The sequence below is a fragment of the Aeoliella mucimassa genome, assembly GCF_007748035.1.
GTDB classification, from domain to species: Bacteria; Planctomycetota; Planctomycetia; order Pirellulales; family Lacipirellulaceae; genus Aeoliella; species Aeoliella mucimassa.
Genome location: NZ_CP036278.1, coordinates 4,666,094 through 4,680,295 on the forward strand (window position 1 = coordinate 4,666,094; position 14,202 = coordinate 4,680,295).

Annotated in this window: 12 protein-coding genes and 1 tRNA gene; 5 read left to right on the plus strand and 8 right to left on the minus strand. The window is 55.8% G+C overall.

What is annotated here, in order from left to right; translation table 11 throughout:
* Positions 1–301 precede the first annotated feature (301 nt).
* Positions 302–829: a hypothetical protein gene (locus tag Pan181_RS18310; protein WP_145248884.1), complete on the minus strand. Its 528-nt coding sequence runs from the start codon at positions 827–829 to the stop codon at positions 302–304.
* A 710-nt stretch (positions 830–1,539) separates the two neighbouring features.
* Between Pan181_RS18310 and Pan181_RS26220 the strand changes: the two genes are divergently transcribed.
* Positions 1,540–1,692 (plus strand): hypothetical protein, encoded by a 153-nt coding sequence (locus Pan181_RS26220; RefSeq protein WP_197528492.1) that lies wholly within the window; start codon positions 1,540–1,542, stop codon positions 1,690–1,692.
* A gap of 122 nt (positions 1,693–1,814) precedes the next feature.
* Here the strand turns inward: Pan181_RS26220 and Pan181_RS18315 are convergent, their stop codons facing one another.
* The 7 genes from Pan181_RS18315 to Pan181_RS18350 form a co-directional block, all read right to left on the minus strand.
* Positions 1,815–2,168, minus strand: a complete 354-nt coding sequence (locus tag Pan181_RS18315) for a DUF6896 domain-containing protein (protein WP_145248886.1) — start codon at positions 2,166–2,168, stop codon at positions 1,815–1,817.
* A gap of 59 nt (positions 2,169–2,227) precedes the next feature.
* Positions 2,228–3,169 carry an IS5 family transposase gene (locus Pan181_RS18320; protein WP_145244898.1) on the minus strand — a complete coding sequence of 314 codons (942 nt, stop codon included), beginning with the start codon at positions 3,167–3,169 and terminating at the stop codon, positions 2,228–2,230.
* 269 nt (positions 3,170–3,438) lie between these two features.
* Positions 3,439–3,669, minus strand: a complete 231-nt coding sequence (locus tag Pan181_RS18325; protein ID WP_145248888.1) for a hypothetical protein — start codon at positions 3,667–3,669, stop codon at positions 3,439–3,441.
* A 210-nt stretch (positions 3,670–3,879) separates the two neighbouring features.
* A complete protein-coding gene (locus Pan181_RS18330; RefSeq protein ID WP_145248890.1) occupies positions 3,880–4,113 on the minus strand; it encodes a hypothetical protein in 234 nt (77 codons plus the stop codon).
* A gap of 855 nt (positions 4,114–4,968) precedes the next feature.
* A tRNA-Val gene (locus Pan181_RS18340) sits at positions 4,969–5,042 on the minus strand.
* A 133-nt stretch (positions 5,043–5,175) separates the two neighbouring features.
* Positions 5,176–8,316 (minus strand): MMPL family transporter, encoded by a 3,141-nt coding sequence (locus Pan181_RS26225; RefSeq protein ID WP_197528493.1) that lies wholly within the window; start codon positions 8,314–8,316, stop codon positions 5,176–5,178.
* A gap of 89 nt (positions 8,317–8,405) precedes the next feature.
* Positions 8,406–9,581, minus strand: a complete 1,176-nt coding sequence (locus Pan181_RS18350; protein WP_231943635.1) for a BBP7 family outer membrane beta-barrel protein — start codon at positions 9,579–9,581, stop codon at positions 8,406–8,408.
* Positions 9,582–10,008: 427 nt separating this feature from the next.
* Between Pan181_RS18350 and Pan181_RS18355 the strand changes: the two genes are divergently transcribed.
* The 4 genes from Pan181_RS18355 to Pan181_RS18370 all read left to right on the plus strand — a co-directional run bounded on the left by Pan181_RS18355 (position 10,009) and on the right by Pan181_RS18370 (position 13,939).
* Positions 10,009–11,064: a transaldolase family protein gene (locus Pan181_RS18355; protein WP_145248896.1), complete on the plus strand. Its 1,056-nt coding sequence runs from the start codon at positions 10,009–10,011 to the stop codon at positions 11,062–11,064.
* Positions 11,065–11,325: 261 nt separating this feature from the next.
* The gene (locus Pan181_RS18360) at positions 11,326–12,090 is read left to right on the plus strand and encodes a phosphoadenylyl-sulfate reductase (protein WP_391483959.1); all 765 of its coding nucleotides are present in this window, start codon (positions 11,326–11,328) and stop codon (positions 12,088–12,090) included.
* A gap of 81 nt (positions 12,091–12,171) precedes the next feature.
* The gene (locus tag Pan181_RS18365) at positions 12,172–12,600 is read left to right on the plus strand and encodes an RrF2 family transcriptional regulator (protein WP_261342236.1); all 429 of its coding nucleotides are present in this window, start codon (positions 12,172–12,174) and stop codon (positions 12,598–12,600) included.
* A gap of 235 nt (positions 12,601–12,835) precedes the next feature.
* Positions 12,836–13,939 carry a linear amide C-N hydrolase gene (locus tag Pan181_RS18370; RefSeq protein WP_145248900.1) on the plus strand — a complete coding sequence of 368 codons (1,104 nt, stop codon included), beginning with the start codon at positions 12,836–12,838 and terminating at the stop codon, positions 13,937–13,939.
* Positions 13,940–14,202 lie beyond the last annotated feature (263 nt).

Sequence of the window (14,202 nt, forward strand, 5' to 3'; positions counted from 1 at the left end):
TTTCCCACAGTGAGTACGCCGTAGTGGTGTACAACAGTGCGTTCCTCAATTTGAAAGTCTGAACATACTCCTCCGAACTCGCTGCGGTTAGTCCACGATCCAAAGAGGGGAGGTTGTGCCCAAATTGTACGTAAGGCTTCTAGAAGCAGTTGGTCGTTTCCCGTTGCTCCAAGTTCCACGCATAGTTCATAGTATGAACCATACCAACTCTCAGTTGTGCGGAACAAATCTCGATTCATGTCTGCACGACTAATCCCATACTTGTGCGACGAAGTGAGGCAGGAAGGTTTCTGCGAGCTTCTCAATGCTCTGGTGGTGCGTTCTCGCGTTTGAAGCGAAGGAACGCAGTGTGAAAGCGATCTTGAAATCCCTGTTGCACATGTTCGTCTAACGTAAGTCGGCAAGTTTGATCCAAAGCCGATAACTCCAGCAGTAGCCCAAAGAAGGCGTCCAGTTGTAGCGGACCCCACTCAGCCCCCATTCGGTAGTCTAGTGCAATACACTCCTGAAATACGAACACGCCCAAATCAGGAATGACAGTCCCCCTAGCCTCAATTCCACCAAGAACGACGTGGAACGGTTCCGCCTCATCGCACACTACCAGGGCAGCGGCATTTGGTACGGAGTTCAATGGGTGCTCTTGTTCATCCGTCTTGGACCAAAAAACAGGGCACTCTGTCACGGTAGACTTCGCACGACTTATAAGTAGCTCATACGCTCCTATGATCGCATCAGGATTAAGGTTCTCGAAGTACACATCTGGCAGGGAACCATCGTCCGTATCGAACTGGTCGTGAAGTTGTTCCCAGAGCCAAGTTGTATTACTCATCGCTCGGCACCCTCGGCTTCTGCCCTACCGAAAGGGCATGAGACCGGCGTTGGTTGTGAGGCTTTTCAACACCCACCTGCATCTAGTCCGAATCACGCCGGTGGAGTTGCCATTCTACCCAAGTCAAGCCTGAGATAGAGGACCGCGATCCCGCATTAAGGGCAAGCACCCTCTAGACGTAGTCTTTTTCCAGCCAATCCCTACGCTCGTAGTATTGCTGGTCGTGCGTATTCAAGTGTGAATGGCGTATAATCAAGACTCTGTGATAGCCCGACTATACACTTAAGCCGACCTGCATTGTGTACATCCATTACTTTCCATCTTGCCCCGTTGATGGTCCGATTGAGCCGCCGGTGCCGTTCGGTCATATGGGATTGTCTGGTGCGGTGCCGAAAAAGTGTTCCGAGTGCCGCCATCTGTTTGAAGGCGAGTGCACGCGGTTTATCGAGGAAGTTGGCCGCTTTCTGCACCTCGACCACGGCCCGTGTGGAATCGATGGTCCGACGGCCCCGGTTGAGTACGAAGATGAGTTTGTGAAAGCCAAGGTAACCGTTCCGCGGAAGTGCTCACGTTGCGTTCACCTAGCGGTCGGTCCGATCCACGGCTTCCACTGTACGAAGGATGCCACCAAGTGGGGCCACTTTCATCGTGGTCTAGATTGGGGGGCGTGGCGTCCCGACCACGTATACCTCCAGTTGCCCCCACCCAAGGTGACCACTAAGGCTCTTTCGGAGCACGCGTTTGCCAATGACCAACTGGCCTTCATCAAAGAACATCGCAGAATCAATCCAGGGCTATCGATTCAAGAGGCGAAGACCGACTTTGCCCACTTCCGCCGTGTGATAGAAGAATCTGAGCGGTAGAGCGTTTCGTCCAAGGCTTCCTGGCCGTTAGGCAACTTCTGCTGACGCTCCGCGAGTGACCAAAGCACCATTCGGAGGGAAGGAATGGGGGCAACACGCGTAAGTGCTTGCATCTGAAAGCGTCACGATGCACGGCGTCTGGGGTCGTAATAGAGCGAACTGTCCTTGATTAGTTCGCCATCGTTAAAGGCCAATTCGAGCCAATCCTTCACGGCGTTGTGCGAACATTCCATTATTGGGCAATTGTCAGCTTGGAAGCTCCAGAGCCGCCAAGAATCGAATCCATCGGGTTCGCCGTTGTCGCCCCAATCGAAGTCAATAACAAGATCGTTGATTTTCAGTTCTACGCCATAACCATGTGCGTAGATACCGATTCCGTTCAACTCTCGCGCTTCATGTAGACCATTCGCAGCACAGTAGAACGACCACGCACGATTGGATTCGGGAAGTGGAATGGCCTTGTTGACTAACTCCACTCGAACTGTGGAAGCCCGAGTTGGGTGAATTGATTGATGATTTTACAGGGCCTTGTTGACTAACTCCACTCGAACTGTGGAAGCCCGAGTTGGGTGAATTGATTGATGATTTTACAGCGCAAGCGGGCTTCCGTTTGTTGGTTTTCGAATACTCGGTTTTTGAGATGGCTCCCAAAGCTTTGTTTCACTCGGTACATGGTCGTTTCCGCCAAGCTTCTACGATGATAGCCCACTTCCTCTTTCCAACTCCTACGCCCCTTGCGTCGAATCTGACGAATTGCCTCGTCCCGGGGCAAAGGCTCCTCCGCAGAGTTGCCATGTTGTTTGATCTTGGCGTTGTGCTGCGGCGGAATCACCGGCTCAATGCCTTCGGATTCCAGCCCTTCATAAACCTTCCACTTGTCGTAACTACCGTCGCCGTGAAACTTTTTTACGGGCTGCTCCACCTGCTCCAGCATTTCGGGAACCGCATCGGCATCGTGGCAACTGTTCTCGGTCAAAATCTCCGCCACAATCTCGCGGGTGTCAGGATTCACCGACAAATGCAGCTTCCGCCATGTCCGCCGCTTCGACTTGCCATGCGTCCGCATCTTCCATTCGCCCTCGCCAAACACTTTCATGCCGGTGCTATCCACCACGATATCGATGTCGCCCCTCTTGTTAGCGATATCGAGCGAAACATTCAGCTTGCTGGCTCGCTTGGCGAGCGAAGAATAATTGGGAATCGCTGCCTCGACGCCCAACATCGCCACCAGCGAGCGGCCGAATCCCTCAGTCTGCCGATAGGGAAGTTTCAGCAGTTCGCGAATCGTCAGCAAGCACTCGATCGCCGTATCGCTGAAGACAAAAGGGCGACCGACTTTTGTCTGGTCGTTAGGATGTTCCCAGTTCTCCAACGCCTCGTCGCTAAACCAAATAGTGATGTTTCCACGCTCGATGAGCGACTTGTTATACTCCTTCCAGTTCGTGACTTTGTAGGTTCGTTTTTCTTTCGTAGCCATGTTCGATCTCCGTAAAAAAGGTACGTGGTTCCATTCCACGTTAGTTTTTACGGAGGTTTGTGACTAATTGTTCAACAAGGCCAAGTGGAATCGACAAATCGTGAAGCAATGTATCTACAGCGAGGTCCTGTGCCCTACGGAAGCGGTCAATCAGATTGTCGAGAACCTGATGCATGACAATCACTGTGTATGGGGGTGTACGTAGTATTTTGAATAACAATGCACCATTCGGAGCGAGGAAGAGAGCGAGTGGCTGCGACTTTGGCACATTACTGAGTCCAATCGTCATCAACGGGCGTGAACTGCGACGGGATTTCTATATCTCCTAGTTCCAACATTGTATCTCTTTGGGTCTCCAACTCGATTTCACGAAAGTGCTGAATTAAGTTCCGGAGCATCGTGGGGGAGACATCTGCCTCGGAACCATCTTCGTAGACTTCCGTGACCTTGAAAGGCAAGTCCCCTGATTCAATCGCTTTTGCGATCTTTACAAGCTTCACGCGGTCGTCCTCCCATGTAGTCGTAAAGGGAGTGATTTCAACTAATGGAAGTCCGCTGTTTAGATGGTTCAGAATTGTGGAGACCGGAAGATCGGTGAGACTTCGAAGTTGCTTAACGATGTTGGCAGAGTGCGACTGGTCTACTGAGCTAAAGCGTAGCCTTGACATGGACTTGCATTGCCTCGCGTAGATAAGTACGAGCTTCAATTTCTACCGGTTGCACCAAATCGCTTCGATCACAACTTTCGTTGTGGCGTCTATCGTAATATCTAGGTTGCCGCCCATGCGGTCTGCGTTGGTCCTAACCATCCACGTGGGTACGAACTCACCATTTTCGGCAGGATACTCATCATCGAATACTACGTCTACACAGCGGTCGTCCCACGGCAGGTTATTCTCAATGGCGTGCTTCTCAGCGATGCGAAGAGCGTCGTCCTTCGTCATCGCAATACTCTAGGTACAAGAAACTCCTGACAAGCAAACTGGGCAACTAGCGTGTTTTGCAATAGACCTAACTTGGCTTCCACAAACACCGCATGTACCAGATTGGCACAGCGGGCTATCATCCGCCCAATTCCCTTCAGCTGGTAGTCCAATGAAGTCGAATGACCACGGTTCCTCTGTGACTTGCTGGGCGTCGGCAAGCACTAGGTGCCCTCGCCAATCAGGGTGATCGGAGGTAGACCGGTTTGCGACTGCCTTGTAGAAAAACTCTGCGAATTGCTTATCCGTGAGTGAGTCCAGCCAGGCGATGATTTTGGTTTCGTCCATAGGTTCGATTGTAGCGGCTCTCCGCTGGAGTGCGTAACCTATGCTTTCGGTATGACTCCTGCCCAACTCAGAACCCGCCTGGAATCGAACCTCAAAAAGCATGCCTCTTGATGGTCCATCCACGTTGGGCGATCCGCAGGGCATAGCGGACTTTGCAGCTAAGAAAACCTGCCTGCTGGGCTACGGGACAGGGGAGCTACTCAGCCGAGCGGCGAGAGTACGGTTGTGGTATCCACTCCACGCTTCAGCGTCTCTGTTGCGAACCCGTGCCGAAAGTCATAGGCACACAGGCTATCCATCTTGGTCTTCTTTTTCAGCCTGCAAAACGCACTGTTGATAGAGTCTTTCGTCCAAGGCTTGCCATTGCTGTTAAGGAAGATTGGTCCCGCTGGCTTACGAAGAGAATAAGCGGGAACTCTTCGCTTCCGCGGCATGCCCGGTGGCCGCCCAGTTGTACGGATACAACCAGACGAAGATAACCACAGGCCGGAGACGCTAACTAGCGTCTGCCAAAGAACTTAAAAGAAGTGGGCACGACAGAACTCGAATCTGTGACCTCTTGCATGTCAAGCAAGCGCTCTAACCAACTGAGCTACGCGCCCTCGGGGTGGGACAAAGCCAGCGGCCGGGGCCGTGGTTCGTCCGAGTCTCATAATATATCACGCTTTCTGTGATTTGCCAGTGGGTTCTCCCCCTCGCAATTCGCGGCAAATCGGCTGTTTTCTGGTCTGCCAGCTAGTCGCGGGGCGTTTCGCGGCGGAACCGACGCAGCTTCTCTCGCAGGGCCGCATTGGCGGGCGAGAGCGACTGGTGGGGCCCTTGGGGGGCCTCGCTTGGCGATGCTGGTTCGTTGATGCTGGGCTCCGAGTTCGCCCCCCTCTCGGAGTTCGATACGGGCCCCAAGTTCGACTCGGGTTCGCGGATCTCTTCGTCTGCTGCATCAAACCCATCCGCGATCGCCTGAATCGCCTCGATTTGCTCGGCGACCTCCGGCAGCGGATCGACTACCTCCGGCTCGGTCGCTGGAATAACGACACGTGGCTGCTCGGGTGGTTCGGGTTGCTGGACCGTGGTGGAATCGTTTTCTCCCGATTCGTCCGCCGGGTCACAGGCGATGGCCAACTCGGTTGCTTCCGCGGCCGAGCCACTAGCGGGGAACAAGGCCCCGATCGGTCCGACCAACAGCGCGGGCAACAAGATAAGATCGCCGACGAGCGCTGCGGCCAGAATGGTAACCATCAAGTAGCCGAACTGCTCGGTCGGGGTAAAGGTGCTGAAGGCAAACACCGCGAGTCCCAAGCCAGCGATGAGCGTGGTTTGCACCATGGCGGTCGCACACCGCTCGTAGGCTTCCATGGTTGCATCGTAGCGATTGAGCCCACGATGCAGACCTCGGCGGAACCAGCTGACGAAGTGAATGGTATCGTCGACGGCCACGCCGAGAGCGACGCTCGCGGTCATCATGATGCCGATATCGACAGGAATGCCAAACCACCCCAAAGCTCCAAACACCACAACCAGTGGGAACAGGTTGGGAATCATCGCTGCCAGCCCGCCGCCGATGCTTCGCAGCAGCACCATCAGCACCAGGGCGATCAGCAACGTGGCCATCACCAGGCTCTCCTGCAAGCTCACAAGCAACTCGCGCTGTGTCTTGTAAACCAGCGGCACCACACCGGTGTAAGTGGCCGAAATCTGATTGACGGAGTCGCCGGTCTTGGGCACTAGGTAGGTACAGTCAATCTGCTTGGCCTTGAGCTGTTCGGCCAGGTCTTGATGCAGCGTGAACACCGCCTGCTGGCTGGCGAGACGATCGGGCGTTTTGGCCAACGACTCGGCCATGCGCTCCGGCGTGGTCACCCACAAGCGAGCTTGTCGACTACCGGTCATGGCCATCGACTCTTGCAGCACGTCCGCCAGCATGGCGTCGGTCGTGGAATATTCTTCTGGAATCACCATGCAGAGCCGCGAAGTGCCTACATGAATCTGCTGGGCCGAGAGTATTTCAACGAGTTGATTTCGCACCTGATAAGCGTCGATCACTGGCTGCACTGCTTCGCGCAACTCGGCCACGAACTCGCCATAGTCGATATCGTCGAGGGCCGCGATGCGGGCACTCATCCGCCATAGTTCGTGTGGCGGTGCTTCGAGCGAGGTCGCTTTTTCCCAACGCAGGAACTCGCCGAGTTCTTCGCGGCTATCGTCGATCGCTTGGCTCACGATATAAGCATAAGTCTGACGATTCGACGGTGAGTTCGACTGGAGCGGTTCGGGCGAGAAGGTCGCCGCGCTCAACACTCGACTCACTGGCGAGAGTTGTTCGATCTGATGCGAGACTCGTCGCGCCATGCTCAGGCGTTCGAACGTGGTCATTGCATAGTGCTGGCCATCCACGTCGGGAAGATCGTTTACGCCCCGGCGCTGCGTCTGAGGCACCGACACCACCACTTCCATCGGCACCAGGTTACCGAGGTGATGTTCGAGCCAAGTGTAGTCCTGCACCAAATCGCATTGCGGATCGAGCAGCTTGATGAGCTTTACCGACGATTCGATTCGTGGCAAACCAATCGCGAACCCAACCATCAAAAGGACACATGCCGAGGTGACCAGTGCGTAATGGCGGCCAATGAACGAGGTACAAGCACGCGCCCAAGTAGGGAGCGAAGTACCACCTCCACCATTTTTCGGCGATTCAATTGGTGGAGCAAATCGATGGAGCGCGACCGGCAACATCGACAGCAAGATGCCGAGCGTTACCATCACGCCGATGGCCGAGAAGACTCCGAACTTTTCGATCGGCAAGATGTCGCTACTTGCGAGCGAAGCCAGACCAATGGCTGTAGTGATGGCGGCCACGCCGCATGGCATCAGCGCCATGCGCACTGCCCGCTCCACTGCCCCTCGGCGGCCATGTTCGTGTACCGCGTCGCGATAGTAATTCACCAGGTGAATCGCGCCGGAGAGAGCCAAGACGTAAACGACCGCAGGCATCGACATGAGTATGGCGTCGATCTTACCTAGCCGTGGCGTATCGGCACCGAAGCCGAGCACCTCGACGGCGCCGTAGTAGTAGACCATTGCCAGACTAGCGCCGGCCGAAACGATGGCGACAAACAGCACCATGCCGGTGAGTCGTAGGTTTCGGAAGCAAAGGTAAGCCAGCACCAAGCCGACCAGACCAGACAAGCCGGCGAGAGTTTTGAGGGTGCGTTCGCCTTCGACGTCGATCGCGACGTTATCGACCGGCGGACCACCGATGTGTAGTCGTTCGTGCTCGATCTTCATGTCGTTGGTCACGATACCAACAACATGCTCGATCGCTTTGCGCATCGCGGGATTGCTTGCCCGCGAGTACGGCGACAGATACGCCATAAGACAAGTGGTGCGCGATCCGTCGTCCTCTCCCGTGGCCGGACCGATCATCGCCCCTTCGAGTCGGGCGATGGCTACCGATCGCTCCAACTTTGCCGGCGCGGTAGTTAGCTGATCGATGAGCTCGGGCCCCGTCGTCACCCGCGTGAACATGTGACGATCGGGATGCGGCGCAACATGCGCTAACTCTGCCAGCTCTGGCGTGAGTGGTTCGGTTCGTAACCGACTAGCTAATGCTTCGAGCTGAGTGGTATCGGACAGCGTGCAGCCATCCCAGGTCACCAACACAAATGCTTCGGTACCGAATTGATCGCGAAACCAGTTGAGTTCGGTCGACTCCGTGTAGCTGGCAGGCAGCCAGTCTTCCACGTTGTTCGTATTCGACTCGAGTGCTTTCCGCGCCCCGCGTGGCACGATCGCCACCATCAGGGCTACCACCAAGGCGATAGCCAGGTAATTGGGGATGCCCAGAGGGCTGCGGTCTAAAAACGTGGGACGGTCCATCGGATCTGACGATTGACTCAGGGTGGTGGGCCAGGAGCGGGCGGTGAACTCCAGTATCTAAAGCCAACGCCCGCAGCGATAGTGTCGGCCTACCAGTAACTTTCGAAACCGAAGATCGCACCGTTATAGAACGGGTCACCCGTATAAGGGAAACGTCCTTCGTCAGGCGAAAAGTTTGCCTGATCGGGAGCCGTTGCCACGCTGGTAATATACATCATCTGCCAGCCCGCACGCAGCGACAAGTTTGGCCGCAGGTGATATCGGGCGACCAACCGAAACTCGCCGACAAAAGCCAGACTCGATTCTCGGTTTTCCACCAAGTAGCTGTTATCTGCACTAATACCAGAAGTCGCAGTGGCATCGGTCACTGTCATTCTTGAACGTGCCTTGGCATCGTTTAGGAATGGACCACCCTTGCCGAGGATCTCCACGTTCCAGCGATCATTCTCAAACAACATGCTACCACCGATTTGCATACCGAATAGATCGTTGTTGGTATAGATGTTGTAGCTGCCATCTTCATTGTTCAGACTACTGATATTATCCGCCGTCCAATCAAGATGCTCTTCCAGATCGACGTAACGCAGACCTGCGATAAATTGACGGGTAACACCCTTGTTTGCACGCCGCACCCACTCACCATTCGGATTGAGCATCATGCGGTCGCGCCCCATACGTTCCTTGACCAGGTAATTCACTTCAAAGCTACTAAGGCTACTGTCGTAGTAGATCGACATCGATTCTGCACCGTCGAACGCAGTATTGAAATGCGAGATCGAGGTAGGCACGAACAGTGTCTGACCGCCAGTAGAACTCGTTAGGGTGTCGCTTTGGCTGAAATCCGATCCACCGAAGGCGGAGAACTCGACCGTGTGATCGCGGTTCTTCATATCACGGAACAAGAAGCGACCAAGCGTAAAGCGAACGTTTCCACCCGCACCTGGGTCGGAACGCTCGACATGCAGACCTTTGGTCGAAGCCGAGTCGGAACCAAACTCCACGTCGTCCCGTTTCCACATACGGTTCAGAACGACCGCATCGATTTCGGTGTACCACCAACCACGGCGAAGCCAGGTGCCGGTGCTCTCGGTAATCGCAGGGCGGCAGCCCCACATGTTGACACTGTCGTTAAGGTCGGCGTAGCTACCGTAGGTTGACGGTGCTCCCACCCCCTCTTCGGTGATAATCGAATCTTCCACCGAGGGGCTGGGTCCAACCAGCTCCTCCCCCGGAGGTACCGACTCGATCAACGAGGGATCGGCCATCGTTGGCTCCCCCATCGTTGCAGTGGGTGGCATAGTCAGATCCTGAGCTACGGCCACGGGAGCAAACAATAGGGCGAGAGCCCCACAACAAGTGATATACGCAGTAGTATGCCTGGTCACGGATTGATTCTCCTGTCGTCCCGTGCCCTAATTTCTATTCGGCGATCAGCTGTCGTAACTCGCGATTACGAGCGGCTAAGCTCGTGAGCGATGACAACTGTCGCCCCCCCGGGGACGCGCGGTGAGTCCACCTGTGGTGGTTCATCGTCGTTTGAGCATCGTCAATACAGGAATAACTGTTAGAATCTAGTGAATCAGCAGAATCCATAGAACTGTCAGGTTCGTTAGCATCACCAAAGTTTACCAAGCTTGCCTTGTCGATCAGGGCGAGCCGAATCTCTCCTCGCCAAATCAGGGAGCACGCCGGATGTCCACGCCTCTCGAATCGTTGATCCAATGTGGTACCAAGCTCTGGCTCGACTCGGTCGACCCCGACCTGGTAGCAGAAAACCGCAGCCTGGGCGCTACCGGCGCTACTTCGAATCCGATCATCATCTCCGACCTAGTGAAGACCGGCCGTTTCGACGATATGCTGAGCAAGTTGCTAGCAGCTCCTGACTCCACCGACGAGCAAGCCGCCTGGCTGCTTACCGACCGCATCGTGTCCGACGCCCAGCGGGTGTTTGCTCCTGTGTGGCAAGCCACCGGAGGCGACGATGGCTACGTGAGCTTCGAACTCGATCCGCTGCTGGAAGACCCCGAGGCCGACCTGCCCCACGACTATCGTGTGGAACAGTACGTCGAACTTGGCAAGAAGTGGAGCAGCCAGCACCGCAATCGCATGATCAAAGTTCCCGCTACACCAGCTGGCCTGGAGGCTCTCGAGCCGCTGGCTACCGCAGGGGTGCCGTTGAACGTGACGCTCATTTTCACCGAACGACAGTACGAGCAGGCGCGCGAAGCCATCTACCGGGGTGCCAGCCACCGTTCGACGGTCGAAGGGGTGAAAAGCGTCTACAGTATCTTCATCTCACGGGTGGACGTTTACACCGAGAAGCACGTGCCAGAACTGTCGCCAGCCGCGCAGGGCATGGTGGGCATCGTCAATGCACAACGTATGTGGGCTGCTAACCAGGAGTTCTGGGCGAAGAAGGAATGGCCTCTGAACCAAGAGATCGTGTTCGCCAGCACCGGCAGCAAGAAACCGGAAGACCCAGCCTGGAAGTACGTTGCCGCCCTGGCTGGTAGCGACATTCAAACCAATCCGCCGGCTACGAACGAAGCGGTCCAAGAGAGCGGTCTTACGTTTAGCCGCACGGTCGATCAGCTTCCCCCTTCCGAAGTGCTGGCAGAGATCGACGAAAAGGTGGATATCGACCAGATGGAAGAGACCCTCATGGCCGAAGGTATCGCGAAGTTCGCCGCCCCGCAGAAGGCGTTGCTCGAGCTTATTGCCTCGAAACGCGAGGAACTTGTCTCGTAGCATCCCCCACCTACTAGTCTCACACGCCGAGCCGCATCCGGCCGGTCCAGTTCGCCATTCGAGGCGGCTGGCCGGTGGGCTGCGGCTCGTTCGTTTTCCCCGAATTACCGCTACAAACTGCAGTTTTCCACGATTTTGGACGATACCAAGGATAGATTCTTGACTTAGTTTACGAACTTACATACCATTGCGTAGGCTGCTACCGAGCGGCCACCTACTTGGGTTGCCCAACGGAGCATTGGAACCATGAGCCACGCTACGATGAATTCAACGCCTACTAGCCAAAACGGTATGACCCTGGAACCCACCCCCGAACTGCTCGAAGAACTGGCCGAAGCGAGCGCCCGGCTCGAAACCGCCACGCCCGAGGAGATCATCGCCTGGGGAGCGGAGCGTTTCGGCAGCGGCCTGACCATGGCAACCGCCTTCGGCCCCGAGGGCTGCCTGATTCTTTCGATCCTCTCCCGCGTTGCGCCCGAAACATACGTGTTCAATCTCGATACCGGCTATCAGTTCCAAGCGACGCTTGATCTTCGTGATCGCATTGCAGAGAAATACGGCCTGGAAGTCGAGATGCTTCGCCCCGAGTTGTCGGTACCCGAATACGAAGCCGCCCACGACGGTCCGCTCTATGTGAGCAATCCGAACCAGTGCTGCTTTGACCGCAAGATCAAAGTGCTGCACCGAGGGCTGGCTGGCCGCACCGCTTGGATGAGCGGTATCCGCCGCGACCAAAGCGCCGACCGTGCTCAAGCCGCCATCGTCGGGTGGGACAAGAAGTTCAACCTGGTCAAAATCAGCCCGCTGGCCAACTCGACCAAACAGGAAGTGTGGGGCCGCATCGTTAAGGAAGAGGTCCCTTACAACCCCATGCATGATCAAGGCTACCCGAGCATCGGCTGCTGGCCTTGCACGCGGGCGGTGATCGACGGGGAGACCGACGAGCGCGCTGGGCGGTGGAGCGGCACTGGCAAAACCGAGTGCGGACTGCACTCGATCGATCAGCAAGAAGGTAGTGGTATTTAACGATCTACCGTACTGTCATGCAATGAGTTTCGCCTGTTATCGATAGACTACAAATCCTCTCCCCTACTGCCTGATACACCAGTGAAGCTCAGCGCCAAAACCGAATACGGCTCGCTTGCCATGCTACATCTTGCCGAGCACTACCCCTCGGGAGAGCCAGTGCAAATTCGCAAGGTGGCTGCCGATCACGATATTCCCTGGCGTTTTCTGGTGCAGATTCTGCTGGAACTCAAACGAGCCGGGCTGGTCACAAGTACCCGCGGGGCTGCGGGCGGATACCGCCTGGCACGCACCCCCGACGCGATTAGCCTGGGCGAAGTGTTCGAAGCGCTCGAAGGGAGCGATTCGACCGACACCGACCAACCACCTCCGACTACCGGCTACCGAGGAGCACTGCACTCCGCCTGCCGCGACGCCCATACCGCACAGCGAGAACGCCTACGGGGCATTTCCCTGACCGACCTGCTAGAATGCGCGGCCGGCCGCCGGGCTCCGATGTGGTACATTTAGGCTGCTTTCAACTCCGCGATTGCCCTTAAATTTCCGCTGCTGTGACAGGCAAAACGAGCATTCGCTCGCTGGGAATAATCCCCTTTGGTGCAAGCGATCACTTCATATTGGCAGGCTAGCAATCGGACTGCATTTCACGCTTCGCTGTGGCGTCCAGACTGTGGTTCGTGTTACATTGGCAGGTAGACCGTTCAGGGTAACACTGGTTCCATTTCCGCCTTATCAAAGGGTCCTCATGCGTTCGCAACTCTCTCGCTACATCGTTACTGGTGTGTTGATGGTTCTCGCCTGCTGTGGGCACTCTTTCGCTACTGCTTGCTCTTCGGCTCAGTTCATGTGGGGCGACACGTCGGTGATGATTCGCAGCTACGACTGGCGAATCGGGAACGCTTTGATCATCATCAATAAGCGCGACATGGCGAAGCGGGCGTTGTCGTTCGACAATCCTGCTGAATGGACCAGCAAGTATGGTAGCGTCACCATCAATCAATACGGGCGCGAACTACCGAACGATGGCATGAACGAGGCCGGCCTGGCGGTAACCTGCCTGTGGCTCGACGAATCGGAATACCCCGCCTCGGACGAACGCCCATCCGTCAGTACCGCGCAGTGGATTCAGTATCAACTCGATACAGCATCGACCGTGAAAGAAGTGCTTGAGAGCGATAAGCATATTCGTATTACTCCGGTTGGTGGTGCTAAGGTTCACTACTTTGTTTCGGATGCCGAGGGCAACTCTGCCGTCATCGAGTTTGTCAAAGGCAAGATGGTCGCACACTCTGGCGAGTCATTGCCAAACCGCTTGATCACCAACAATCTATGCAGCGTGAGTGCTGAGGACTTGACGCAGGTGCGCGGCTTCGGCGGCGACCGGGCATTGTCGAACGATAGTGCGTCGCTTAGCCGCTACGCCCGCCTGGCTACTTTGCTCAAGAATTTGAAGCCAACATCGCAACCGTTTACTCGTGTCGGCTTCGATATGCTCGATCGCGTGAAGCAACATGGTACCCAATGGCAAATCGTATACGACCTGAGCGACAAGCAAATTCATTTTCGCACGCGCGAGCACCAACAGGTCCGCACCGTGGATCTTGCAGACTGCAATTTCTCGCCTTCCACGCCGACACAAGTGCTTGATATCGATGCCAAACTAAAAGGCAACGTAATCGCCGAGTTCAAGGAATACACCCGCGAAGCGAATCGAGCACTCATTGAATTCTCGGTAGCCAAGACTCCCCTTTTGGAGAACATTCCACGCTACCTCGTCAATGTGGCTATTGCTTATCCGGAGTTCAACTGCAAGCCAGCCGAGGTCCCTGTGGCTGCTGGCGGCGAGTAAGCAACTTATCCAGTGTCGCTCGTGCCTGTGTTGTGATTAGCAGAACGGGAGTCGTTCCGTTGTACGTGATGCATCACGTCTTGAGGGGCCGAGGGCCAGGAAGGAGCTCCTGACCGCCCCAAAACCCCAGACCCCCGACCCCCATTCCAATAGCCTCCGCCCGGCAATAACGCTGCAGCACCACCACGACACCATTCGTAGTGGTGCTGCACAACATCAACCCCGCGGCTCGAATCGTTTGCCACTCCGACAAATAATAAGCA

Bases quoted from the DNA above. Each gene is read 5' to 3' on its own strand.
- Pan181_RS18310 (WP_145248884.1), bottom strand. From the start codon at position 829: ATGAGTAATACAACTTGGCTCTGGGAACAACTTCACGACCAGTTCGAT.
- Pan181_RS18320 (WP_145244898.1), bottom strand. From the start codon at position 3,169: ATGGCTACGAAAGAAAAACGAACCTACAAAGTCACGAACTGGAAGGAG.
- Pan181_RS18330 (WP_145248890.1), bottom strand. From the start codon at position 4,113: ATGACGAAGGACGACGCTCTTCGCATCGCTGAGAAGCACGCCATTGAG.
- Pan181_RS26225 (WP_197528493.1), bottom strand. From the start codon at position 8,316: ATGGACCGTCCCACGTTTTTAGACCGCAGCCCTCTGGGCATCCCCAAT.
- Pan181_RS18350 (WP_231943635.1), bottom strand. From the start codon at position 9,581: ATGGCCGATCCCTCGTTGATCGAGTCGGTACCTCCGGGGGAGGAGCTG.
- Pan181_RS18355 (WP_145248896.1), top strand. From the start codon at position 10,009: ATGTCCACGCCTCTCGAATCGTTGATCCAATGTGGTACCAAGCTCTGG.
- Pan181_RS18360 (WP_391483959.1), top strand. From the start codon at position 11,326: ATGAATTCAACGCCTACTAGCCAAAACGGTATGACCCTGGAACCCACC.
- Pan181_RS18370 (WP_145248900.1), top strand. From the start codon at position 12,836: ATGCGTTCGCAACTCTCTCGCTACATCGTTACTGGTGTGTTGATGGTT.